18 protein-coding genes and 3 pseudogenes are annotated in these 24,617 nt (G+C 59.6%); 9 read left to right on the top strand and 12 right to left on the bottom strand.

Annotation, left to right across the window (positions count from 1 at the left end; all coding sequences use genetic code 11):
- Positions 1-105 precede the first annotated feature (105 nt).
- The 4 genes from ACFOJ9_RS30625 to ACFOJ9_RS30640 all read left to right on the top strand — a co-directional run bounded on the left by ACFOJ9_RS30625 (position 106) and on the right by ACFOJ9_RS30640 (position 6,618).
- Positions 106-1,052 (top strand): IS630 family transposase gene (locus ACFOJ9_RS30625; RefSeq protein ID WP_417568608.1). Its coding sequence is split into 2 segments (ribosomal slippage): positions 106-447 and positions 450-1,052, totalling 945 coding nucleotides; the frame shifts between segments, so codons are not numbered across the junction.
- Between the two features lie 61 nt (positions 1,053-1,113).
- A complete protein-coding gene (locus ACFOJ9_RS30630) occupies positions 1,114-2,742 on the top strand; it encodes a hypothetical protein (RefSeq protein WP_378984641.1) in 1,629 nt (542 codons plus the stop codon).
- 232 nt (positions 2,743-2,974) lie between these two features.
- Positions 2,975-3,580: a hypothetical protein gene (locus ACFOJ9_RS30635; RefSeq protein WP_378984643.1), complete on the top strand. Its 606-nt coding sequence runs from the start codon at positions 2,975-2,977 to the stop codon at positions 3,578-3,580.
- A 1,394-nt stretch (positions 3,581-4,974) separates the two neighbouring features.
- The gene (locus tag ACFOJ9_RS30640) at positions 4,975-6,618 is read left to right on the top strand and encodes a PIN domain-containing protein (RefSeq protein ID WP_378984645.1); all 1,644 of its coding nucleotides are present in this window, start codon (positions 4,975-4,977) and stop codon (positions 6,616-6,618) included.
- Positions 6,619-7,250: 632 nt separating this feature from the next.
- On the opposite strand, the gene tnpC is transcribed toward ACFOJ9_RS30640, so the two are convergent.
- A complete protein-coding gene (gene tnpC / locus ACFOJ9_RS30645; protein WP_378984647.1) occupies positions 7,251-8,903 on the bottom strand; it encodes an IS66 family transposase in 1,653 nt (550 codons plus the stop codon).
- Positions 8,904-8,948: 45 nt separating this feature from the next.
- A complete protein-coding gene (tnpB, locus tag ACFOJ9_RS30650; protein ID WP_378984649.1) occupies positions 8,949-9,122 on the bottom strand; it encodes an IS66 family insertion sequence element accessory protein TnpB in 174 nt (57 codons plus the stop codon).
- 23 nt (positions 9,123-9,145) lie between these two features.
- Between tnpB (ACFOJ9_RS30650) and ACFOJ9_RS30655 the strand changes: the two genes are divergently transcribed.
- From ACFOJ9_RS30655 to ACFOJ9_RS30665, 3 genes are all read left to right on the top strand, one after another.
- The gene (locus ACFOJ9_RS30655; RefSeq protein WP_378984651.1) at positions 9,146-9,475 is read left to right on the top strand and encodes a DUF5372 family protein; all 330 of its coding nucleotides are present in this window, start codon (positions 9,146-9,148) and stop codon (positions 9,473-9,475) included.
- A gap of 159 nt (positions 9,476-9,634) precedes the next feature.
- Positions 9,635-10,057: a helix-turn-helix domain-containing protein gene (locus tag ACFOJ9_RS30660; RefSeq protein ID WP_245331263.1), complete on the top strand. Its 423-nt coding sequence runs from the start codon at positions 9,635-9,637 to the stop codon at positions 10,055-10,057.
- Between the two features lie 304 nt (positions 10,058-10,361).
- Complete coding sequence (locus ACFOJ9_RS30665) at positions 10,362-12,479, top strand: recombinase family protein (protein WP_378984653.1); 2,118 nt, start codon at positions 10,362-10,364, stop codon at positions 12,477-12,479.
- Between the two features lie 6 nt (positions 12,480-12,485).
- Here the strand turns inward: ACFOJ9_RS30665 and tnpB (ACFOJ9_RS30670) are convergent, their stop codons facing one another.
- On the bottom strand, positions 12,486-12,695 hold the full coding sequence (gene tnpB / locus ACFOJ9_RS30670; RefSeq protein ID WP_378984655.1) for an IS66 family insertion sequence element accessory protein TnpB: 210 nt from the start codon (positions 12,693-12,695) through the stop codon (positions 12,486-12,488).
- Positions 12,692-13,108, bottom strand: a complete 417-nt coding sequence (tnpA, locus tag ACFOJ9_RS30675) for an IS66-like element accessory protein TnpA (protein WP_378984657.1) — start codon at positions 13,106-13,108, stop codon at positions 12,692-12,694. The genes tnpB (ACFOJ9_RS30670) and tnpA overlap by 4 nt, the downstream gene beginning before the upstream one ends.
- Positions 13,109-13,167: 59 nt before the next feature.
- On the opposite strand from tnpA, the gene ACFOJ9_RS30680 reads away from it, so the two are divergent.
- On the top strand, positions 13,168-13,503 hold the full coding sequence (locus ACFOJ9_RS30680) for a hypothetical protein (protein WP_378984659.1): 336 nt from the start codon (positions 13,168-13,170) through the stop codon (positions 13,501-13,503).
- A 212-nt stretch (positions 13,504-13,715) separates the two neighbouring features.
- Here the strand turns inward: ACFOJ9_RS30680 and ACFOJ9_RS30685 are convergent, their stop codons facing one another.
- The 3 genes and pseudogenes from ACFOJ9_RS30685 to ACFOJ9_RS30695 all read right to left on the bottom strand — a co-directional run.
- Complete coding sequence (locus tag ACFOJ9_RS30685) at positions 13,716-15,194, bottom strand: NAD-dependent succinate-semialdehyde dehydrogenase (RefSeq protein WP_378984661.1); 1,479 nt, start codon at positions 15,192-15,194, stop codon at positions 13,716-13,718.
- 248 nt (positions 15,195-15,442) lie between these two features.
- Positions 15,443-16,675, bottom strand: coding sequence for a pyridoxal phosphate-dependent decarboxylase family protein (locus ACFOJ9_RS30690; RefSeq protein WP_378984663.1), 1,233 nt, complete (start codon positions 16,673-16,675; stop codon positions 15,443-15,445).
- A 471-nt stretch (positions 16,676-17,146) separates the two neighbouring features.
- Positions 17,147-17,374 (bottom strand): annotated as a pseudogene (locus tag ACFOJ9_RS30695) (IS701 family transposase); the annotation flags it as partial.
- A 90-nt stretch (positions 17,375-17,464) separates the two neighbouring features.
- Here ACFOJ9_RS30695 and ACFOJ9_RS30700 point away from each other — a divergent pair.
- A protein-coding gene (locus ACFOJ9_RS30700) for an IS630 family transposase (protein ID WP_417568608.1) occupies positions 17,465-18,411 on the top strand; the annotation gives its coding sequence in 2 pieces (ribosomal slippage) (positions 17,465-17,806 and positions 17,809-18,411; 945 coding nt in all).
- A gap of 23 nt (positions 18,412-18,434) precedes the next feature.
- Here the strand turns inward: ACFOJ9_RS30700 and ACFOJ9_RS30705 are convergent.
- The 5 genes and pseudogenes from ACFOJ9_RS30705 to ACFOJ9_RS30725 form a co-directional block, all read right to left on the bottom strand.
- Positions 18,435-19,432: pseudogene (locus tag ACFOJ9_RS30705) on the bottom strand (IS701 family transposase); the annotation flags it as partial.
- A 295-nt stretch (positions 19,433-19,727) separates the two neighbouring features.
- The gene (locus tag ACFOJ9_RS30710; protein WP_378984665.1) at positions 19,728-20,759 is read right to left on the bottom strand and encodes an IS110 family transposase; all 1,032 of its coding nucleotides are present in this window, start codon (positions 20,757-20,759) and stop codon (positions 19,728-19,730) included.
- Between the two features lie 148 nt (positions 20,760-20,907).
- Positions 20,908-21,085: pseudogene (locus ACFOJ9_RS30715) on the bottom strand (IS6 family transposase); the annotation flags it as partial.
- A 199-nt stretch (positions 21,086-21,284) separates the two neighbouring features.
- Positions 21,285-23,402: a dipeptide ABC transporter ATP-binding protein gene (locus ACFOJ9_RS30720; protein WP_378984667.1), complete on the bottom strand. Its 2,118-nt coding sequence runs from the start codon at positions 23,400-23,402 to the stop codon at positions 21,285-21,287.
- Between the two features lie 10 nt (positions 23,403-23,412).
- Positions 23,413-24,612, bottom strand: a complete 1,200-nt coding sequence (locus ACFOJ9_RS30725) for an ABC transporter permease (protein ID WP_378984669.1) — start codon at positions 24,610-24,612, stop codon at positions 23,413-23,415.
- Positions 24,613-24,617 lie beyond the last annotated feature (5 nt).

A 24,617-nucleotide genomic window follows, 5' to 3' on the forward strand; every position in this document is an offset into this window, starting at 1 on the left:
AGGAGGCGGAACTAGAGCGGTTTTCCCTTAATCGGAGTCGTTTGTTTGCAGTGAACGGCTTGTTCTGATTCCCTGATCGAAGTGATTTGCGGAAGGAGCAGCGGCATGGCACGAGCTTACAGCCTGGATTTGCGGACGCGTGTTATCGAGGCGATAGAGGCAGGCCTGTCGACCCGAGAAGCGGCACGGCGGTTTGCCATCGGGATATCGACGTCTGGTGCATGGTATCGGGCCTGGCGTTCGAGCGGCAATCTGGAACCTGGGCGGCAGGGCAAGCCGAAGGTATCGAAGCTGGACGCGCACGAGACTTTCATTCTCGCCTTGGTCGAGACCGATGAGCGGGACATCACGCTTGCCGAGATCGTCGATCGCCTTGCGGCAGAGCGCGGGGTCAAAGCCAGCCTGACGACGGTCCATGCGTTCTTCGCAAAGCGTGGCATCACGTACAAAAAAAGACAGCGCACGCGGCCGAACAGCAGCGACCGGATGTTTTGGCAGCGCGGGAAGAGTGGTTCGAAGGCCAACTCGATCTCGATCCGAGCCGCCTGATCTTCATCGACGAAAGTGGCCTCAATACCAAGATGGCCCGGCTACGAGGCCGCTCTGCGCGTGGACAGCGTTGCCGGGCGGCTGTTCCTCATGGGCACTGGAAATCCACGACCTTCACGGCCGGCCTGCGCCTCGACGGGATCGTCGCGCCCTGGCTCCTGGACGGCGCCATGGATGGCGAAGCATTCCTGGTCTACTTGCGCCGCGTCCTCGTGCCGACGCTTCAACCCGACGATGTCGTCGTGATGGACAACCTGCCTGCTCATAAAGTGGTCGGTGTCCGCGAAATCATCGAGGCTGCGGGGGCTTCCCTTCGCTATCTTCCGCCCTACTCCCCGGACTTTAACCCCATTGAGATGGCCTTCGCCAAGCTGAAGGCTTTACTGCGAAAGGCAGCAGCCCGGTCCATCCCGGAATTATGGGACGCCGTGGCCGTCGCCATCGATCGTTTCCACCCCAAAGAATGCGAAAACCTGTTCGCCCACGCCGGCTACGATGCCTAACCGTGATTATCCAGAAACTGCTCTAGCGACCGAAATCGCGACTGATGGATTGGGTCTTCTGATGCGCGTTGCCATCAACGAGCTTGACCTTGATTTTGAGAATCGGGGCGATGCGGTTGGTGATGCCGATCAAGAGCGCACGTATACCATGCGAATCGCCGTGGTTCGCATAATCAAGCTGGCAATGCAGGCGCATCCACGGTTTGAGGCACCCACGCTGACGTTTCAGCGCGACTTGGTGTATTCGCTTCCTGCGCTTTCATTGATCAACAAGGTCGGGACCATTGAGCACGGCCGACGGGTGGCGCAGAGCGTTGCCGCCAAAGCCGGCAGAATCGAGAGGCAGCAAGACTGCTTCCGCATCGTCCTTGCGGCCAATCTAATCGATCTCGAGCTGCATGAGCGTGAGCTTGATCAATATCATGTCAGGCGGCAACGAGAGATTTTTGCGCGAGGATACGAGGCGCTCGTGGATGTACAGGTGGGCGACGAGGTGAGGTCGCTGCTCACCGCGCTCGTTTATCCGTTTCACACGCACTTCATAGGTTACGAGGCCGACCCTACGCTCGACTTATACTTCTTTGGGCATGCCTATAACGAGATCCAGATTTCCAAAGGCTTCGACACTTTTCACTTCTCCACAACGTTCGGCAACATGACCTTCCAGCACTATCAATTGGCGGCCATGTTCATAGTGTCGGTGGGAATGAAGCATCGGGCCTACGTGCAAGCGCTAATGGAGAAGGTGCCTACGATCCGGATCGAGGATATCCTCACAGTGTCAGTCAACACAGATAGCTTCCTCGAGGGCCTTCGAGAATTCATCAACCAGGCCGGCGAGAAATTTGAAGGTCACGTGTCGGTGACGGAAGAAGGCATTCAGACAATCTTCGATGTCCTCTCCGTTAGTCGACGCAACCTGGCACTGTTGGATCGGCCCGGCGCCCCCGTACCTCCCCTGATTCAGTGCTCCGATCAGCATGTGATAAGACCCTTGGCCGGCGCGACCGCCGACAACGTGATGCTGTTCCTCCTCAACTCGCTTCAGCACAATTTCCCGACGGACTACGATCGGGCCCAGCGGGCGCGCGAGGGTGTCATGCAGCGCGCGGTCGAGAGAGTTCTCCGGACCGTGCTCCCCGAGCTGGAGTATCGAGGAAATATTAAATTGAGGCGGGGCCGGAAGATATTGACGGATATCGACTTGGTGCTTGCGGAGCAGCGGACAGGTCGCGTGATCCTCATTCAGCTAAAGCATCAAGACCCGTACGGTGACGACCTCGCCACGAAGCAGGCAAGGACTGGACGGCTGAATCAGCAGGTCGGAGACTGGCTGTGCAAGGTGCGCTCATGGCTGGCTGCCGTGGGCACCTCCGAGCTCCGAGCGACCCTCCGGCTCCCATCCTCCGTGAACAGGCCGACGGTAAGCCTCTTGGTCCTGACGCGCCACTACGCGCATTCGCTCCGTCCGGTCGTCGGCGGCGACGATGCGGCTTTTTCCAATTGGACTCAGCTGGTCACTGCCGTTGCTCGGTTGCGAGAACTGAAAGGTCCGGCTGCCGCAATAGACGATCTTATCAAGGAGTTGAGGAGCTTGAGCGTTCCCGAAGAGGAGGATTATCTCCCCGAGCCTCCCAGCGACTGGACCGTCGGAGACTTGCACTTCACCATCGAACAGGAGCGTGGTTGAGCGTTATCACGAAAGAGATCAGGTGAGTCGCACCAAATGGCTGAAATGGGGACACGATCTATCTCGCGACGGCTTCCTCTCTAACCGAGATTGCGGTTATACGGAAAGAGGAGGCGACGGGTTGACTTCAAAGGCCGCTTCGCGGATGCCCACGCTCATCAGCTTTGCCCCCTTCGAGGCAGCGAGACCCCCAGAAGCTTGATCAAGCTCCTGCCCGAAACCAGGAAACCCGATGCTCAGCCTTACAGTCTTTCTAAATCTCCTCCCCGGCATCAAGCCATTGAAGGCTCGCCATCTAATCCTCGAGGGATCGCTTCTGACCAGTGAGCAGCGCAAGGATATCCGGATGAGGGATCTCAACGTATTCGACACGGTGCTGGAGGTCGGCCCCGACGCGGCGACCGCAATTATCGAGGCTTACAAGGCCGGCAAGCTGCCAATGCAGAAAGCCTCGCTTCGGCCTTCCTCGGTACCCGAAGCTGAATCCTATCTGGCCGATGCTCCCCGACTTCGTGAGGAGATCGCGGAGCGGCGACGCCTGGAGCGAGCCGTCAGCGATCCGTCGGTCCTCAGGGAAGCGGACCTCAGCAACTACCAACTCCTCGATCGTGTGTTCTTCGCAGCCAAGGGGGCGGGAGCAGGTACTCTCGTCCTCGCAGGAATCTCGGTCACCAAGAGCCTTGCCGGGTATTCGAGCAATTCCGGCAAGACGACTGGATGGCGGGTTTCGTTCTCATGGACGGCCAGTGACGGCCAGCAACGGTTGACAGAGAAAGTGCCGCCGGAGGCCGACAACCGCCGAAACGACCCGGAGCGGAACTGGGGGCTGCACGAATAGCTGGCTCGTCCTGAACCCGGCTAGTTGACGGCTTCACCGACGCGGCCAATCAAAGCCGGTCACGCAGCCGAGTCCCGGTAGCGTCTTCGACTACGACGCGCACCAAGGACGCGGTGTAGGAGGACAGCTCGTGGAACTGCAGACAAACGGCACTGCCAGTCCCTCCGAAATCAGCACGTCGCCCACATCCATGCCATCGGCAAACAGGGTGCCGCAACTTCGCCCATAGTTGCAGCGAGCAGTGCCCTCCGTTCCCGATGGACAGGAACAGGGGACAGCCTTCAGTTCGAGCCTTGCGGAAGCCACCAGCTCCGTAAGGCGTGCCTTCGCTCGTCTACCGAGATCTGCTTCTACCGCGCACCTAGGCTCGATGCTTTCGGGTGCGTTGAAGCCAACCAGCCGGGTGCCTTTTGCGGCACTGATCAGCCGGATGGTGTCTCCGTCCGTTATAGTGAATTGAGATCTCCTAAGCGGAGCTCTGGATCCGGCATCCCGAGAGGCGAAGGCTGATGGGCTCGGCCAAGTGATGTTGGAGTCCTTGACGTAGGAGTAAATGAGGGCCCCGACGATGAAAGCAAGCGCGATACCAAAGGTCCTGGCAAATCTGGCCGCCAAGTATCTACCTTCACGCTCGAGGAGGCTTCGCCGATGCCGGCGTGATGACGACCGGAACTTGCCTGGTGGCGGCGGCTGAGGCGCGTATGTGCCTGGCGACGGTGGACCTATGATCTCATAGAGCTTAGCCCACTGCTTCTCGCTCAATCGCGTTCGCGGACCGTATTTCTCGACCCGGTCATGCATATCATTCAGGAAGTGCCTCTGCCATTGGCTCAGACGGCCATGCACTAAGGCTGCCTCGATCCGAGACTTCAGGTCCTCAACTTCCATTCGTGAAAGCCCCCCGGCCTCACTGGGCAGACCTTCCAATATCCTCTGCCTCTCCGTTCAATGTAGCATCTCACTCTACCTAGGCCTACCGCATTGCTTGAGCTGATTGATTAGACTGATCGAAGCAACAATTGGACTGATCGCCTGCAATCTGACCGGATAGCGGCCGGCTGAGAGTTTCAATCCGACAATTCACTTCTCGTCCTTGCGGTGCGCCACACAGGATTCAGCGGTCGCGCCTCAATGCGCTCGGGCGCGGCCGGAATCTTTGGAGGCAAAAGCGGCTAACCGACATTTCGGTTATGGGCTGTCTCGGCAGAGAGACAGTCCCAAACGGGTAAATCGCCGATTCGGCCTAGTCTCGGACCGCAATAGGACGATTAGGTCAGCCTAGCCGCCAGCGGTGCTGGCTGCCACAAGCGAGGTCGGTTCACCAGCGGTGAAAACGCTTGATTTCGCCTGGAGGAAAACAAATATGTGAGCGTCGGCTGCCGTGGGGGAACTGAATGGAAATCCATCTGGTTGCAGACACCAACCTTTTCTTCGAGTGTAAGCCACTCGAACAGCTGCCGTGGCAAGAACTCGGCCACGACCCCGTCGTGATCCTCCTGGCGAAGCCCGTCCTGGATGAGATCGACAAGCACAAGAATGCCAATAGCCGCACACGCGATCGCGCGCTCGAAATATTTCGGCGCGTCCGTCAAATGCTGAAGGCTTCGGTGCTGGAGTCCGAAATCCGGACATCCTCGCCAAAGGTCGTGTTGCGCCGCATGCCCAGCGTGAAACCGGATCCCACGCTGGAGGAACATCTCGATTACACGAAAACCGACGAAAGGCTTATCGGCATCGTGTCCACGCTGAACTCACGGTCCCCGGAGCACCGCGCGGTGTTGTTCACTGAAGATGCAGGACCGGCCATGACCGCTGATGGCCTGGCTGTCCCTTACCTTATGATCGACCAAAGCTGGCGGCGACCTCCGCAGGAAACGGACGATGCCAAAAGGATCAAAGAGCTCAAGAAGGAAGTTGAAGCCTATCAGGCGCAGGAGCCAAGAATTTCGATCGGCACCTGCGAAGGCGCGGACCGCTCGAATACGATAGCCGCAACTAGAAAGGTCGCGGCCCCTCTCACGGATTTGGAAATCGAGGGATTTGTCGCGGCGCTCAAACTCAAGCATGCCCTCGTATCGGAGTTCACGCCGCCTCCTCCGTCGAACACGGCCGATGCTTCCGGCGAGGTGACGAAGATCGAGTACTCCTCCCCCTCCGAAGACGATATCCGCATTTATCACGAGGTGCGTTATCCACAATGGATCGAGCAGTGCCACGCCATCCTGGTGCAGCTCCACCGCGGCCGTGACGAGATCGAGCCGCCCATCGTGGTGCGCTGGCCCATATCGAACGACGGCACTCGCCCTGCCCTGCAGGTTCGCGTCGAGTTCGAAGCGAAAGGTTCGCTGGCACTTCGGCGCGTTCGCAGGGACGAAGATGACGACGAGGATTCCGCGACTGGTAGCGCGCCTTTGCGATTGCCGACGACCTCCCCGATACAGTTTCCGCCGCCGCCCAAACCTCCGCCTTTTCAAAGGCAGGTTACGCGCATACCCCCGCCTGCAGAACCGAGACCGAAGGTGACGCAAGGGCTAGACATCTCGAAACTGATGGCTTCAGGGGCACTGGGCAAAAACCCCCAGCATATCGCAGAGATGTCCAAACTGCTTGGGCGCTTGGATCCTTCCGCGGTGAGTGCCGCGGCCCGCCTGCTGCAGCATGATGCGCTTCGCACCTTCATTCCCGACGCGTTGTTCGGTCAGGCATCGCCCGAGACGATTTCATATCGGCCCTTACGAACCTTCATTCCGGATCCGCATGACCCTGAAGCTTTCTACTATGACGACGGCTGGCCGGCGGCCGACATCACGAAGCAAGGTGGCTTGACGTGCGACCTTTGGCGTCACCAGGCAAGAGAACAGGTTTTCGAGTTCGAGGTGATGTTCACAAAGACGGGAGAAGCCCGCGGCATTGTCGAATGCACGGTGCATGCCGAGAACCTGTCAAAGCCTGTACAAGCAAGGCTGGTTGTCAGTCGTATTGTGGACACGCTCAGCGTGGCGGAAGCTGCGAATGCTATGGTCGAGGCTTGCAATTGACGGATGTACGCAGGCAACTGTAACCGCACATCAAAAAAAATAGGGCGGGTCAACCCGCCCTGTTTGCACCCAAGGTGCGCCATGTTAATAGCCCTAAGGCTGATCGTCGCTAAGCGACATTCATCAAGTAGTTGCTGTTGCTGAGAAGGTCAATAACCTGCCGACATACCTTGCGGCTGCGAATCCGGGCGAGTCAATAAAATCGAGCCGTTCGAGCATTGCTGCTTCCAAGGACATCTTCGTCCACGCAACCGCGCTAAGGTTCAATTTACGACCCAACGACTCGTCAGCGAGTGACTGACAGCCCAACGGGACGAAGTATCCGTATCGTCGCACCTCGACTCATATGGATCCCGCACCATCTTGAATTCGCTATCGATAACGGCACCAAACAAGAAGCACTCGTCCGTGTACTGCCGTGGGCTGGACGAGGGGCGAACTGAGCAGCAAGGACGATGTCGCCGAGATTGGTGACGTGTCCTTCATCGCGGACTCCGATATGGAGGGCCTGGCATCGGTCGGCATTACTTCGGCCGGCGTGGGGCCAATGAATGCGTACGCATACGCTGAAGACCGCGAGAGATGTGCGCTCGCGCGAGCGGTGCCGGGGCTATGATGGCATTTTGTGAAGGTCAGGCGGCTTGCTGATCGGCGGGCTTGTCGGCTTCGCGCAGGCGCTTCCATTGCCAGGGCAGTAGTTCGTGCAGACGCGAGGCGGGAAGATCGGCAATGCGGGCCAGGACATCGGCGAGCCAAGCTTTCGGGTCGACGTCGTTGAGGCGTGCCGTGGTGATGAGGGTAAGCATAACGGCGGCGCGGTCGGCGCCGCGCTGGGAACCGGCGAAGGTCCAGTTGCGCCTTCCCAGAGCAATGCCACGCAGCGCTCTTTCGGCCGCGTTGTTGCTGAGGCAGATTCTGCCATCATCGATGAAGCGGGCGAAGTCGACCCAGCGCCTGAGCATGTAGTTGATTGGCTTCAGAACCTCGGAAGAGCGCGAGAGGGTATCGCGCTCGCGGAGCAACCAGGCGTGCATGTCGTCGAGAAGAGGTTTGCTCTTCTCCTGCCGCACGGCATACCGCTCGTCAGCGCTGCGGCCGTTGATGGCGCGCTCGATCTCGAACAGCGCGTCGAGGCGCCTGACCGCCTCCAGCGCGATCGGCGAGATCGGTTTGCCCTTCTTGCCATCCCGGGCCTTTTTCGCGATGTCGGCCAATTCGAAGAATCCTCGCCGCGCATGGGCGTAGCAAAAGGCCGGCGTGATCGGCTGCTCCTTCCGCTGCGGGTCAAACAGCGGCTCGAAGCCACTGTAACAGTCGCACTGAAGGATGCCGGCGAACCCGGCCAGATGCTTCTGCGGGTGCTCGCCGCGCCGGTCGCTCGAGGCGTAATAGATCGCCGCCGGCGGCGCAGGCCCGGCGAAGGGACGGTCATCGCGCGTATAGGTCCATATGCGCCCGGTCGCACACTTGCCCTTCGCCAGGATGCGGATGGTGGTGTCGTCGCCATGAAGGCGTTCGGCAGCGAGCACATGGCGCTCGATCAGCTGGAAGAGAGGCATGACGGCGAAGGTTCCGTGGCCGACCTGGTCTGCCAGCGTCGACAGCGGCAGGTCGATCCCCTCGGCCTTGAAGCGCGCGCTCTGGCGGTTGAGTGGAGCATGCATGCCGAACTTGTCGAACAGGATTGTGGCCAGCAGTTGGGGACCGATGAAGCCGCGCGGCGTGGCATGGAACGGCGCCGGCGGCTGGCTGATCTTCTCGCAATCGCGGCAAGTGAACTTCTCTCGCACCGTTTCAATCACTTTGAACCGGCGCGGGATCTCTTCCAGCGTCTCGGTCACATCCTCGCCCAGCTTGGACAGCCTGGATCCGCCGCAGCAGGCGCAAACGGTGGGAGCATCAATGACGACCCGCTCGCGCTCGATGTTCTCCGGCCAGGGCTTGCGTACCGGCCGCTTGCGCGTGAAGACGCGTACGCTGTGGGTTTTCGTTGCCGCAGTGGCTGCGGCAAGCTCGTCCTCGCTCGCCGCGGTCACCAGATCTTCGAGCTGAAGTTCCATCTGCTCGATCAGCCGTGCCGTGCGTTCGGACCGCTGGCCGTATTTCTCGCGCTTCAGCTTCTCGATCATGAGCTGCAGATGCGCGATCAGCGCCTCGGTGTCCGACAATTTCGCCTGCGCGCTGGCGGCCATCGCCTCGGCCAGCAGCCGCGCTTCGCGTTCGACCCGCAGCGCCACCAGGGCGCTTACGAGGTCCGAAGGAAGATCATCCGGCTTCAACGTCATGAAGCCAGTGAATCAGATTTTTCCTGCAATTTCAAAAGGTAAATGCTAGCCAACTCGCGTCGGCCGCCATGTTCCCTGCGGGTTGCGCCAATCAATTCCGGACAAAAGATAACCGAGCTGCGCCGTCGAGATCGTAACCGCGCCGTCGGCCGGGCTCGGCCAGATGAACCGCCCCCGTTCCAGCCGTTTGTAACTCACTTGGAAATGCAAGCGGTTCATCGTCCCCGTCGCAGTTTGTGACGGTGACTCACCCCTTTCATCCGTATTCCGGGCAGCGAGGTGCCTGCGTTGGGAAGCGCGGTAACCGAGCGGGCAAGGTATTGCTGCTGCGCTTTGACGATGGCCGGATTTGCTCTGTTCCGCCGCAATGGACCGATGCAGCAGGCCCCAGCCTTGAGGTTGTCGCGGGAAACGGGCGCGCACTGTGCAGCCTCACCGACCTACTGGAACTCAGCGGTCTCGTAGAGCGCCTCATATCGCAAGGGAGATGCGCAACGCCGAAAGATTGTAAAGGAAATTTTGCCGACGCTGTAAGGAAAATAACGCCGCAAAACCCATGGGGGCTTCGCTGAATGTGTCGTATTAGCAGAGATTATACTCGATTGGTTGACAGATTTCCGCTTGACGGTTTAGCCATACGCGGCATATTTATAATTACGTCAATTGAGTCGGCATCGGGGGCGGCGCAGGTGTCGGACAGCGTCAAACACAGGCAATCGAAAGCCAGCGCTTTGGCCGAGGATGGCACGCTCAATCCAGCCCCGGAAAAAATCGGCGATCAGAAGTTCCGGGAGGACGGCTTCTTCGATCCGCGCGACATCGTGCAGGTGAAGTACGAGATGCTGCGGCGCGTATCGGTCGACAAAATGTCGGTAACGGAGGTGTCCGACGAATATGGCGTCTCCCGGCCGACCTTCTACCAGGCCAAAGCCGACTTCGAGGACGCGGGTCTGGCCGGCCTAGTACCGAGGAAGCGCGGCCCGCACGGCCCGCACAAGATCCAGAGCGAAGTGCTGGCCTTCCTCAGGGCCCAGGTGGTTCCGGGCGAGCCCATTCGGGCACGCGAACTGACGAACCGGCTGCGGACAGAGTTCGGACTCGATGTCCACCCCAGAACAATCGAGCGTGCGCTCGGCGAAAAAAAAACGGTGTAACCATCAGTGGCGGTGCGCAATTGCATTGCGCGATGCAGTCCCGCGCCACGGAGCGATACGAAATACTGCGCGCCGCCACGCTTGGCGCCGCGCTCCCTCTGGAGGCACGCAGCGGTCTTACCATCCTTCTGCATCGCGGCATGTGGGCCTGGGTTAGCGCGATCTTGCGTATGCCGGGCTGGTCCCCACCCGCGGCTTTGCCGCCAGTCGCCAGGCTGCCGATCGCAGACGAAACGTCCGAGCGACGCACAATCATCCACTTGCTCGCCACCATCGTGATGGCGGCCCCTGAACGGAGAACAGCATGAACGAAAAGCTCAAGGTCCAATCGCATCATCTCGAGCGTGGCGCCTACCTCTACATCCGACAGTCATCGATGCGACAGGTCATGGAGAACGTCGAAAGCACCAAGCGTCAATACGATCTTCGTGGTCGCGCGATCGGGCTTGGATGGCGCGACGACCAGATCACCGTCATCGACAGCGACCAGGGCGAATCCGGCGCTTCAGCGGCGTGGCGCGAAGGCTTCCAGCACTTGGTGTCCGATGTCGGCATGGGGCGCGCGGGGATCGTCATGGGGCTGGAAGTATCCCGCCTCGCCAGAAACAATGCGGACTGGCATCGGCTGCTGGAGATCTGCGCTTTGGCCGACACACTCATCCTCGACGAAGATGGCGTGTACGACCCGGCCAACTTCAATGACCGGCTTCTGCTGGGCCTCAAGGGCACGATGAGCGAGGCCGAGTTGCACGTTATCAAAGCCCGGTTGCGTGGTGGCATTCTCAACAAAGCACGCCGCGGTGAATATCGTTGCCCCCTTCCGACCGGCTTCATCTATAATGAGGTTGGCGATGTGGTCCTCGATCCAGACGCTCAGATCCGGGAGATGATCACCCACTTCTTCGAGACGTTCTCGCGGGTCGGGTCGGCTACGCAGACCGTCAAGGCGTTTGCCAGCGAAGGTCTGCTCTTCCCATCCCGGTTCCGCAACAGCAAGCGGGTGGTCTTCCAACCCCTGACCACATCGACAGCCTTACGCACGCTGCACAATCCTCGCTTCGCGGGCGTCTATGCCTATGGCCAGCGTCTTTACCGCAGGACCGTCGACGGAAAGAAACAGGTCCGTAAACGTGAGCCCAATGAATGGCTCGCATGCATCCCGGACGCCCATCCCGGCTATATCAGTTGGGAGCAGTTCCAGCACAACCTGAAGGCGCTCGAGGCCAATGGCCAAGGCTACCAGACCGCGCGGGTCTCGCCACCGCGCGAAGGCGCGGCTTTGTTGCAGGGGCGCGTCATATGCGGGCGGTGTGGCTGCCACATGAGGGCCCGTTACGTCACCCGGCGCGGTCAGGTGGACACTTGGTACGTCTGCAGCCGCGCCTACGTCTCTCGGGGTGAGCCTCACTGCCAGTCGATCGCAGGCTGGCCCGTCGACGCGGCGATCGGTGAACTGATCGCCGCGGCAATGACGCCCGCCGCCGTGGAATTAGCTCTGGAGATCCGAAAAGAGATCGAAGCGCGCTATGACGAAGCGGACAAACTCCGGCTCCGCGCCGTCGAACGCGCCCAAATCGATGCCGATCTTGCACAGCGGCGGTTTATGCTGGTCGATCCGAACAACCGCCTGGTTGCCGACACCCTTGAACGCGAATGGAACGACAAACTGCGCATGCTGGCTGATCTACGAGAAGAAAGAGCGCGCGCTCTACGCGAAGACCGAGCGACACTCGACGATGCAATCCGTGATCGATTGATCGCCATGACGGCCGACTTCAAAACGGTCTGGTGCGACCCCACCTTGCCGAACCGAGAACGCAAGCGACTCCTTGCCTATCTCGTCGAAGACGTCACATTGCTCAAGTTCCAGGCCGAGGGAGAGACCCGGATCCACATCCGCTTCAGAGGCGGAAGGACCGAAACATTGACCACTCAGAACCCGAAATCGTCCGCACAGCAGGTAAAGACCCGGCCCGAGGTGGTCGAATTGGTCGACAAGCTTCTCGACGATCATATCTGCGCTGAAATCGCTGACATCCTGAATGCAAGGGGAATCCGCCCCGGCGGCTCAGCGCGGCGCGGCAAGGCTGACGCCCAGTTCACCGACTTGCGCGTCATCTATCTTGTCAAGCAATATGGTCTGCGCTCGCGCTACGACCGGCTGCGCGAGCGGGGAATGCTGACAAAAGCAGAAGCCTGCGCAAAACTCGGAATCACCGAATGTACCCTGGTCAGATGGGCGAAATACGGCATCGTGAAAAGACATGCCTACAACGGCTATATCGGCCTCTATGAACTGCCAGGACCGCACGTCCCAGCCAAGCAGTGCAGCCGATGGAACCAGCTTGCCCATCGGGCAGAAGCCATCCGCCGACTCAACTCCTCAAAATGCTCCGATCTCAAGGAAAGGGCTGTAGTATGAAGCCAGTTAGTTCGTGAACAGGCACGCCCCCTGGCCGTCATGCCAGATCACTTTCAAAAGATTGCCTCTGCGACCCCGAAAGCAGAACAGATGTCCGCTCAGCGGATCTCGGCGAAGCACTTCCTGCACCTGCAGCGACAGGCCCGGGAAGCCACGGCGCATGTCGGTGTGACCCGTCGCCAGCCACACTCGAACCCCCGTCGGAATTGGGATCATCGCAGCGTTTCCAGGCCGCGCATGACCCGAAGCAGCGCTTCCACGTCCACGTCGGGCTCGACGATGACCCTGCGGCCATTCACGCTCACGATCTCCAGCCGACCCCCTCCGTTGGTGGCGCAGAGAGGTGAATGCCCCACATCAACATCGACCGCCGGCACGACACGCGCCTCTACCAAACCTGCACCGGCGCCGTTCCAGATGCCGAATGCACCTGCCCGCGCCGCCCGGCGCCAGGCGAACAACTGCGCCGGGAAAAGGCCGTGACGCCGAGCTACCGCAGAGACCGCGTCCCCCGACACAAAACTCTCCTCGACGATCTGACGCTTCGCTTCAGTGCTGAACCGGCGACGCCGGCCCGTGTCCACGATCTCCAGAAGCTTGAAATCATTCTTGGTCGTAATGGTGTCCATACGACCTGTAATCATTCCAACCGCCGCCCTTCACAAGGCGGCTCTCCTCGGAGGCGTACATGAATGCGGCCGCAGAGCAGTCTCACATCTCCGCCAACGCCCCTCAAGACGCGCCTGGGGAGCAGGCTCAGGCTGCGGAAGCTGAAACTGGAGGGCACCGGGGTGATGAGCCAGCGCGTGACATCGCCGCCGTCGCGGCACCACAGGTGCTGCCGGAGCCGGAATGGCTCATCCTCGGCGGAATCGTCTCGCCCCAGCTCATCACCGACATATCGGACTTCGTGTCGCAGGGCCTCTTCCCCGCCGAGCGTGAGCTCTTCCAGCACCAGTTCAGGGCGCTCGATGCTTCGATGCGTGAGGGCAGGGACGCCATCGTTGCTTCCGCCACCGGCTGACGAGCGGCCCGACACCAGGCGAACAGCTGCTGCGGGGACAAAGCGTATCGCCGCGCCAATGTTTGCGCGCTACAGTCATCTTACGAATTGGGGCGCCGACGGGATTGGAAGTACGAGACCGGCAGAGCCCGTAGCGGCCTGTCTGGTGAGGCGGCGGCACAGCCTCAGTCTGACGATAAAAAGGCGACTTTCTCATGCGGAGCACAGGCCGATCACACGCTCAGGCATATGTATTTCATCTCTGTATAATCATCGATTCCGTATTTTGACCCTTCGCGGCCAAGGCCAGATTGCTTGATGCCGCCAAAAGGCGCAATTTCCGTGGAGATCAGCCCAGTGTTGACACCGACCATGCCGTATTCGAGAGCCTCCGCCACCCGGAAGATTTTCGAGACATCCCTGGAATAGAAGTAGGAAGCCAGGCCAAACTCGGTGTTGTTCGCCATTTCGATGACGTGTTCCTCGGTCGAAAACTTGAACAGCGGCGCGATAGGGCCGAACGTCTCTTCGCTGGAGAGGCGCATATCCCCCGTTGCGCCGGTCAAGATAGTGGGCTCGAAAAAGAGGCCGCCTTGGCTCGCAGGCTTGCCACCGACCTCCACCGTAGCCCCCTTGGCGACGGCGTCGGTGACGTGCTCCAGTACCTTCTTCAGCGCATTCCGGTCGATGAGAGGGCCTGTCGTGACCCCTTCGGCAAAGCCATCGCCGACCTTCATCTGGCGAACGCGCTTGGCAAGCTTGGCGGCAAAGGAATCATAGACACCCTCCTGAATATATAGCCGATTTGCGCAGACGCAGGTTTGCCCAGCATTGCGGTATTTGGAAATCATTGCGCCGTCGACCGCAGCATCGAGATCCGCGTCATCGAAGACGATGAAGGGCGCGTTACCCCCGAGCTCGAGGCCTAGCTTTAAGACCTGCTCTGCGCCTTGCCGCATCAGCATTTTTCCGACATTGGTCGAGCCCGTGAACGTGACCTTCCGGATCTTCTCATTGCCGCAGAATTCCTGACCGACCATCGCCGCATCGGTCGTGGTCAGCACAGAAAAAAGACCGGGTGGCAGCCCGGCGCGTTCGGCAAGGAGAGCCAGAGCGAGCGCGGATAGGGGTGTTTGAGCCGCGGGCTTTGACACCATGCTGCAGCCAGCAGCGATTGCGGGAGCCATCTTGCGGGCAAGCATCGCATTCGGGAAGTTCCACGGCGTGATGGCCCCAACAACTCCGATGGGCTGCTTGATCAAGATGATGCGCTTGTCCGGCTGATGACCTGGAATGGTGTCGCCGTAAACTCGCTTTGCTTCCTCACCGAACCACTCGACGTAGGACGCACCATAAAGGATCTCTCCCCTCGCCTCCGGCCATGGTTTTCCCATCTCCAAGGTGAGGATGGTGGCAAGATCATCGGCATTCGCGACTATGAGGTCGTAAAGCTTTCGCAGGACTGCGGCGCGCTCCTTGCCCGTCCTTTTCGCCCAGTTCTTCTGGGCAACATGGGCAGCTTCAATCGCTGACCTGACCTCCTCTTCACCGAGATCTGGAAGGGTTGCGAGGACTTCGCCGGTTGAGGGATTGGTGACCTCGAATGTGAGGCCCCTTGAACCTGCCGCTGCCCACCTGGTCCCTACAAGAGCTTTATCAGTCACTAACGACTTGTCTTTCAACTTCGCTAGAACTGTTTCAGAAAGTGACATTTGTTTCTCCCGTATCGGTGCGAGCCCAAGAGCCGCCGTATATCCTACCAGAGATAGAACTTAGCGCTCTAGCGGACATTGTATTGTTAATGGATGGGCAGATTGCAGAACCAAGAGAGTGACCTCAAGCAACCACCCCAGGCTGATCGATCGCCACGGGGCCGGCGGCAGGCCTCTCAAGTACCCGGTATTTCGGTTTCGCCATAGTAAAATAAGCCTGTAGAAACATATGACAAATAATCCGAGTTTCAGTCTAAGAATTCGTCGGAATAGATCACGGTTGGCGAAGGAGCCATAAAACCTTCTCGCCGTACATCATCAACTGATTTTTCGAGGTCATTCACAAGCAACGCAATATATTCATCTCGCAATGGTCCAAGAACAAACTGTATTGCATCAGGCTCCTTTAGTAAATTTATTTTCCACCCGCACTCCTTCAACTTACTCGCAATTGAATAGATGTCCGAGTATTCGCTGCCTATTCCGACCACATTAAGCTCAGCTTCGCCGACTACTTTTAAGCCAGGGCAGCGTTCAACGAATGCCAGTATGGCCTCTCTCAGCTTGAGGATTTGAGCTGCGCGAGAGAGGTATCCGTCCCGCCCTAGATAACGCATGACCGCCCAAGCCGAGGCGATTGCGCCACCGTTACGTGTCCCAGTAAGAACCGGTGAACGATAAAGTCCTGCTGCCCATGTGTCGAAGACGAAGGGTTGGTGGCGGGCAAAATCCTTATTTCTATAGAAAACGCCCGAAACTCCCTTGCCACTATAGCCGTACTTATGAAAATCCGCCGAAATCGAGCTTACGCCGGGGACTCGAAAATCGAAGTCAGGAACGTCCCGTCCGAGCTCGCGCACAAAAGGCGCTAAAAACCCGCCAACGCAAGCGTCCACATGCAACCAAATCCCGTGTTTGTTGGCAATTTCTGCTAATTCTCGAACTGGGTCACAAACGCCATGCGACCAGGATGGCATTGACGCGAGCATCATGACTGTGTTTTCGCTAACTGCATCGGACATCGCCGAGACGTTTGCGCGGAAATTTGCATCCACTGGAACGCGACGAATGGAGTATCCGAAATACCGCTCATATTTCTCGAATGTGGGATAGCCTGTCTGCGGGATGACTATTTCCAATCGGGCGATATCAGGCCGTCTTTCTTTGGCATTCGCTAGAGCAGCGGCAGTAGCGAGAAAGAGGCTCTCAGATCCGCCGCTGGTCACGGCCCCGGTTGCTTCCTTTCCAGCGTGGAACAAACTAAGCGCCATCTGTATTAGATCGCGTTCAAACTTTACCACGGTAGGATAGTTGTTGCCCTTTGTAAAAAAGGCAAGGTGCGCGGCCTTGGCAACTTCGAACGTGCCATCATCAAGCAGGAGCCCGCGGTCATTGAGCCAACGATCTGGGAACGTCGAGCGCGGGTCCGCGTCCTGTGAACGCAGCTGCTCTAGTTCTTGTTCAATCTCGTCGCGGATCATGCCCCTCTGGGGAAACGTGTAGCCAGTTGTGGGTTCATATAGTGTGGCTGGCATATTTTTAACTTCTCCATGAGTGCTCATTATAGGGATGGATTCTAGCAAACTGGGAGTAATAAGTGTTTTTGTTTTCGGCCGCCGTTTGAGAAAGTCCTTTCTTTGGAGTTGCTCCAATTAAAAGGCTCCAGCTGGTGACGGCGATTTTAAGCGCGTCACGGGCATAAAAACGCCATTTGAAACTGCCACTGAGTTTTTCCTGCAGAGTCCGACAATTTACCGGCCGGGATTCTGATTAGATACCGGACAGTTTTGAAGCCTAGCATTACAGTTGCGTATTTGACTTGATATGCGCTTGTCGTGCGACGGCCTGATGTGCTCTTCGTCAGAGCGACCATGCAATGATATGTGCGGGTTCGATGCGCCGTTGGGCGAGCCTGACGGCGATGCGCCGGATCTCCTGGACCGACCAGCGGATCAGGGCCGCATGAGTTTCGGTTGGACGGTTCGGGTGCTTTTTTGGGGAGGTGCGGCGTTGGCGCGATGGCGGATGGCCGCCATCATGGCGAATGCGAGCATGACGAGCGAGACGTGACGGTTCCAGCCATGCCAGGAACGGGTTTCGTTGTGGTCAAGCCCAAGTTCGTTCTTGGCAGTCTCGAACCCGTCTTCGATCGCCCAGCGGTGGCCTTCGACTTTGACTAGAGCGGTTTTCCCTTAATCGGAGTCGTTTGTTTGCAGTGAACGGCTTGTTCTGATTCCCTGATCGAAGTGATTTGCGGAAGGAGCAGCGGCATGGCACGAGCTTACAGCCTGGATTTGCGGACGCGTGTTATCGAGGCGATAGAGGCAGGCCTGTCGACCCGAGAAGCGGCACGGCGGTTTGCCATCGGGATATCGACGTCTGGTGCATGGTATCGGGCCTGGCGTTCGAGCGGCAATCTGGAACCTGGGCGGCAGGGCAAGCCGAAGGTATCGAAGCTGGACGCGCACGAGACTTTCATTCTCGCCTTGGTCGAGACCGATGAGCGGGACATCACGCTTGCCGAGATCGTCGATCGCCTTGCGGCAGAGCGCGGGGTCAAAGCCAGCCTGACGACGGTCCATGCGTTCTTCGCAAAGCGTGGCATCACGTACAAAAAAAGACAGCGCACGCGGCCGAACAGCAGCGACCGGATGTTTTGGCAGCGCGGGAAGAGTGGTTCGAAGGCCAACTCGATCTCGATCCGAGCCGCCTGATCTTCATCGACGAAAGTGGCCTCAATACCAAGATGGCCCGGCTACGAGGCCGCTCTGCGCGTGGACAGCGTTGCCGGGCGGCTGTTCCTCATGGGCACTGGAAATCCACGACCTTCACGGCCGGCCTGCGCCTCGACGGGATCGTCGCGCCCTGGCTCCTGGACGGCGCCATGGATGGCGAAGCATTCCTGGTCTACTTGCGCCGCGTCCTCGTGCCGACGCTTCAACCCGACGATGTCGTCGTGATGGACAACCTGCCTGCTCATAAAGTGGTCGGTGTCCGCGAAATCATCGAGGCTGCGGGGGCTTCCCTTCGCTATCTTCCGCCCTACTCCCCGGACTTTAACCCCATTGAGATGGCCTTCGCCAAGCTGAAGGCTTTACTGCGAAAGGCAGCAGCCCGGTCCATCCCGGAATTATGGGACGCCGTGGCCGTCGCCATCGATCGTTTCCACCCCAAAGAATGCGAAAACCTGTTCGCCCACGCCGGCTACGATGCCTAACCGTGATTATCCAGAAACTGCTCTAGTGTCGCCATGTCGGTTCCGGCCGGGCACCATGTCGAGAAGAAGGCCGGGTGCCATCGGCGATATTTTTGCGGACCAAAAACCCCCGCGTCCAAAGGCCCGAGCGGCTTTCGTCGTATTCGGCCGCGTCGAGGTCGGCGAGTTCGCAATAGGCCCAGTCGTGAAGCCTCTCGCCCTTTGTCCCTTCACCCGCCGACAGGCGTTTCCAGAGCGCGGGATCAAGCGCGCCTGCGATCTCCTCGGCCGTGCCGGCGACTGGCGGCTTGCCGATCCAGGAGCCAAAATGATGATTGGCGTTGACGCCAAGCACATGGCCCTTGCCGGCGTGGCGCAGCGCCATCTCGATGTCACCGACACCATAAACGCTGTCGGCGGCGACCCAACCGAACGGGACACCAGCGGCCAGCGCACGGTCGATCATGGCCAGGGCCAGAGCAGGCTTGGTCGCGAAGGCTGTCTCCGTCGGCACATGGGCGGCCGCCATCCGATCCGCGTCGCCCGTCCAGGCCTTGGGCAGATAAAGCGCCCTGTCGATGAAGGTATGGCCATGGCGCGACACATAGGCTGCGAACACGCCGATCTGGCAGTTGGTGATCTTGCCGGCCGAACCTGTGTACTGGCGTCCCACACCGCACGATGCCTTGCCCTGCTTCAGGAACCCGGTTTCGTCCACAACCATCACGGCGTCCGGGTCGGCCAAGGTCTCCATTGCGTAGTCGCGCACCATGTCCCGCAACGCATCGGCATCCCAGCGACCCCGTCCAAGAAGCGCCTGCTGGCGCCAGGGGCCAGGATCGCCGGCAGCCTCCGCCCGCATCCAGCCGGTCTTGCGCCGCTCATCACCCAGCAGGCCATCGAGAAACAGGCCTGCCGACGCCGCCACCCGCGCCTGCGTGAACAACGGTGCGATCCGTGCCTTCACATCGCGCAACGATGATGCCCAAAGCTCCAGTGTCGTCTCGATCGATGCGCCCGTCATCCATGATCTCAGAATCATGGTGATCCATGGATTCAGAGATCAACAAAATACGCAACTGTAGTGCTTCTGTAATGGGCCTTCGTTCGTCAAGTCCCCTCTGAACGATATCTCGTCGCCAGGATCATGCTTCTGTCCGTGGTCAGCGCGAAGGCCGCCACACTATGCCATCAGATCCAGAGCTGACAGGTCAATCTAGGAAGCGTGGTTTGCCGAAGCATTCACAGCACTACACACGACCTTGCCAAGCCCTCGTCCCGGCGACGGGACCTCAGGAGAGCGGTGCCGTTTCGGCTCGCTCCGAACGCTCTATCTCCTATGCCATCGCTGCGGCCTTGCTCCAGCGGAAGTCGGTCGCATCCACCCACATGCGATGGAGCACGACGCCCAACTTGCGGGCAAGGGCCACCTTGGCGCGCTTCATGCCCCGACGTTTGGCCACGTCGAGCGCCCAGTGCTTCAGGCTCGAGAAGCGGATCGCCCGCGTCAGCATGACGTGCGCAGCTTCAAAGAGCGCAGTTCGCACCATGGCGTCGCCGACCTTGCTGACACCACCGTCCCGATCGGTCTCACCGGATTGATATTTTTTGGGCGTAAGCCCGAAGTAGGCTCCGACCGTACTGGATTTTCCAAACCGCATCGGGTCGTCCACCGCCGAGCGATAGGTCAGGGCGACCAAGGCCCCAACGCCAGGTGTGCTCATCAATCTCCGGCAGACCTTATCAGCGCGCGCGATCTTCAGCATCTCGCGATGGAGCTTGCTGAACTCGCACCACAACGCCATCCGCGCCGCCAGCATCGCACCAATCACCGTCTCCAAAGTGACGTGGCCTGCTGTCAGCTCCCGGATGCGCGTCTCAAACTTTCCACGACTGACCTCTCCGACCTTCAGCCCATAGCCGCGCAAGATCCCGCGGATGCTAAGTTCGACGTCGAGAAGCTTGCCTTGCAGAAGCTTGCGTCCAACAAGAAGGGCTCGGCTATCCTTGCAAGTCACCGATTTGGCATGAACCGGACGGTACCATCCCATCCTCAGCAGTTGGGCGATCCCGCGTGCATCTTTCCGGTCGGTCTTCACCGTCATAGCCGAGAGCGCCGCCTTCACGTGCCGCGTCTCGAGCAAAACCGCATCGCGTCCGGCGGCCACAAGCCCGGCATGCAGCCATTGCGACAATGGCCCGGCCTCGAGCCCAATGCGACTAACAGACAATTCCCGTTCGTCGAAATAGCGGACCAGCGCCTCCGGCTCGCTGGCGATCTTGACCTCGCGCATGATCGTTCCGGTCGCGTCAACAATGCACACGCTGCTCTCTTCCAGAGAGACATCGATTCCCGCATAATGTTCCATGGCTGTTCCTCTCATGATGTTTGGAGCCGATCGCTCGGACTCCGTTTCAACACCATCATTCTGAGGGACAGCCACCCAACCTGGCTATGCTCGCGAAGGCCGGCCCATTACGGCATCTAGATGAGGTAACGGGCCTCTCGCGCCGGCGGCCGAACTTCTTTGCCCAACGGCGGATCGTTTCGTAGGAGGCGACAATGCCGCGTTCCAGCAGCATTTCTTCGACAAGGCGCAGGCTGAGCGGAAACCGAAAAGTAGAGCCAAACCGCTTCGGCGATGATCTGCGGTGGGAGACAATAGCGCTTGTAGCTGATCGGCGAGGTATTCATCGACCCATCCACCTGCGTCTATCGCAATGTCTCCTCACAACCCGTTACCGTGACATAGCTCTCGGAGACCTAAACCTTCGGCCGCGCCCGTCCCTTCATCGCCATCGCCGATACCGCTTCTGCACTGCCAGCCGGTCGCTCCAGGCACCGTCCTGCCTTTCGCCCGCTGCCTATGCGGTGCCGCGATGGCCCATGCGTCTCAGGATCGAACTGCTGGCCCAGTGAAGCTGACCACCGGCTCCTGTGTGGCGAGTTGTTCGTCGTCGAGCCAGCATAGGATGCCATGGTTGTTTCCGAGATCCCTGAAGGGCGGCAATTCCCTGTCGCAGCGGTTCTCGGGGACGAGTTTCTTCCAGCGGCAGCGCGTCTGGAAAGGACAGCCCGTTGGCGGATTCATTGCCGAGGGGATATCGCCCTCTAGCACGATACGCTTCTTTGCCACACTCGTGTCGGCGATCGGAATCGCTGAAAGCAGCGCCTCCGTATAGGGGTGATAGGGCGGCGAGAATATCTGGTCGGTCGTCCCCTGCTCGACGATATGGCCGAGATACATCACCACCACTCGGTCGGCGATGTAGTGCACCACCGAAAGATCGTGGCTGATGAATAACATCGTCGTCTTGTTCTGCCGCTGGATATCCATCAGCAGCTCGATGACGGCCGCCTGCACCGACACGTCGAGCGCCGAGACCGGCTCGTCCGCCACCACCACCTTGGAACGGCCGGCGAAGGCGCGCGCGATGCCGATGCGCTGCTTCTGCCCGCCCGAGAGCTGCTTCGGCTTGCGGCCAGCGAAGGCGCGTGGCAGCTTGACGAGGTCGAGCAGCTCTAGCATGCGCTGCCTGCGCTCCTCGACCGTATTGCCGATCTGGAATTTTTCCAACGTGCGAATGATCTGCGAGCCGACGGAGTGGCTCGGATTGAGCGTGTCGAACGGGTTCTGGAAGACCATTTGGATAGACGAGACCACCTCAGTGTCCCGGTCCTCGACATGTCTCGACTGTATCTCGGCGTTGTCGAGCGAAACCTTGCCAGAAGTTGCGGTCTGCAGCCCCAAAAGCACTTTTGCCAAGGTGGATTTGCCGCAGCCCGATTCGCCCACAATCGCGACCGTCTCCGATTCGCACGCCTCGAAGGTGATCTCCTCGATCGCCTTAACAGTGCACTTCTCGCCGCCGCCGTAGATCACGTTAGCACCGAGGTGATAGTACTTCTTCAGACGGTCCACCTTCAGCACGGGCGCTCCGGGCTTGACCGGCTCCTTGGCCACCTTGGCACCTGGCGGCAGCGCGTTCCAGTCGACCTCATTGAAGCGCACGCAGCGCGAGAAATGACCCTCTTGGCCCTCGACCTGGATCATCGGGATCTCGTCGGCGTCGCACAGGCCCTTGACGAAGTGATGACAGCGCGGACCGAAATTGCAGCCCTTCGGCCGCTCCTGCGGCAGTGGCAACTGGCCGGGAATGGCGACGAGCGGCCGCTCGTTCTTATCGGCGCCCGGCAGCGGGATCGAACGGAAAAGACCCTGCGTGTAGGGGTGCCGCATGCGGTCGAACACGTCCTTTATCTTGCCGGTCTCGACCGCCTCGCCCGAATACATGACCGTGATCCTGTCGCAGGTCTCCAAAATGAGACCCAGATTGTGCGAGACGAAGATCATGGAGGTGCCGAACTTCTTGCCGAGCCCCTTCACCAGTTCGACGATGCCCGCCTCGACGGTGACGTCGAGCGCGGTGGTAGGCTCGTCGAGAAGCAGCAGCGCCGGGTTGGAAAGCAACGCCATGGCGATGACGATGCGCTGCTGCTGGCCACCGGAAAGCTGGTGCGGATAGGCGCGCATGATGCGATCCGGATCCGGCAGCCTAACCGCATGCACCATCTCCAGCGCGCGCTTATAGGCCTCCTCCTTCGAAGTCTTTCCGTGGGTCAGCGGCACTTCCATGAGTTGCTCGCCGACCTTCATTGCCGGGTTCAGCGACGATGTCGGCTCCTGATAAATCATAGCGATTTCATTGCCGCGGATCGAGCGCAGTTCCTCCTCGTTCATCTCGCCCATGTCGCGGCCCTTGAACCTGATCCGGCCGCCGACGATCTTGCCGACGTTCGAGAGATCTCGCATTATACCGAGCGACACGGTGGACTTGCCGCAACCGGACTCGCCCACGATTCCCATGGCCTCACCGGGCATGACGGTGCAAGAGAAATCCGTCACGGCCGGCATTTCACCGCGCTTGGTGAAGAAGGAGATCGACAGGTTTTCAATCTCGATGATGGGCCGAGCGTTCGCCACGTTCGTGGCTTCGACAGCTTGTTTCATAGCCGGCCTCTTAGTCTTTCAGGGATTGTTCGCGAAGCGCGTCGGCTAGAAGACTAAGCCCGAGCACGAAAGACATGAGAGCGATGGCCGGAGGTAGTGCGGGATGGACATAGGCGCGCAGGAGCTGGCTCGCATCCTTGATGGCGGTTCCCCAATCGGGACTATCGGGCGGAACCCCCAGCCCGAAATAGCCCAGCGCTCCGAGCGCGATTGTGGCGTAGCCGACGCGCAGGCAACCGTCGACGATCAACGGGCCTCGAGCGTTTGGCAGGATCTCCCAGATCATTATATACCACGGGCTCTCGCCGCGGGTCTGGGCGGCCGCGACGTAATCGCGCGTCTTGATGTCCATGACAAGGCCGCGCACGATGCGGAACACGCCGGGCCAGGAGCTGAGCATCATCGCGATGAAGATGTTGAGGAGGTTCGGACTGATATGCATGATCCCGAGCGGATCGGCATCGAAGACGAGGCCGGCATAGATCCAGCCGCCAATCAAGATCGTCAACCCAATCAGCAGGTGGTGCCAGCCTGGCCGGCCCTCGAAGCGCGTGTGGAACAGGGCAAGGGAGAAGATGATCGGGAATAGAAAGATGAAGGCCGCGAGCAGCCGCGGGATCGACACTCCGATGCCGGTTACCTCACTCAACCAATTGTCGAAGGACAACTGGCGGATCTCCGGCGTTACCAGCAGGTAGAAGAGCAGGATGACGGGGAATGCCAACACCAAGTTGGCAAGGAATGACAGGAGGGAATCGATCCTACCGCCGTAGTAGCCTGCCGGCAGGCCAAGCCCGATGCCCATAATCAGTGCACAGGCCGTGGCGAACGGCGCGATCACCATCACGATGCGGCAGCCGTAGACCATACGACTAAACACGTCCCGCGCGAGCATGTCGCCACCGAAATAGTAGATGCCGCTGCCGTCGGGCATGACGGTCCCTGGCAGCGCGTGCTTCATGACCGCCACCTGGTTAATCGGATCAAACGGCGCTATGACGGGCGCGAACGCAGCTGTTGACAGCCAGAATACACAGATGACCACGCCGGCGGTCCCGACGCCGGTCTTGAACAGGTCGCCGTAGAGCCCAAGCTTGTTGCGGAAGCCGAAGCTGAGCGACAGCCAGATCGTCATCGCGATCCAGACCGGCCAGAACCGGCCGAAGACGCCGAGAACGATCCCGAACCACCCAATGGTATCAAATTGCATGTCGT

This window comes from Mesorhizobium cantuariense (assembly GCF_042647205.1).
In the GTDB taxonomy this organism is placed as follows: Bacteria; Pseudomonadota; Alphaproteobacteria; order Rhizobiales; family Rhizobiaceae; genus Mesorhizobium; species Mesorhizobium cantuariense.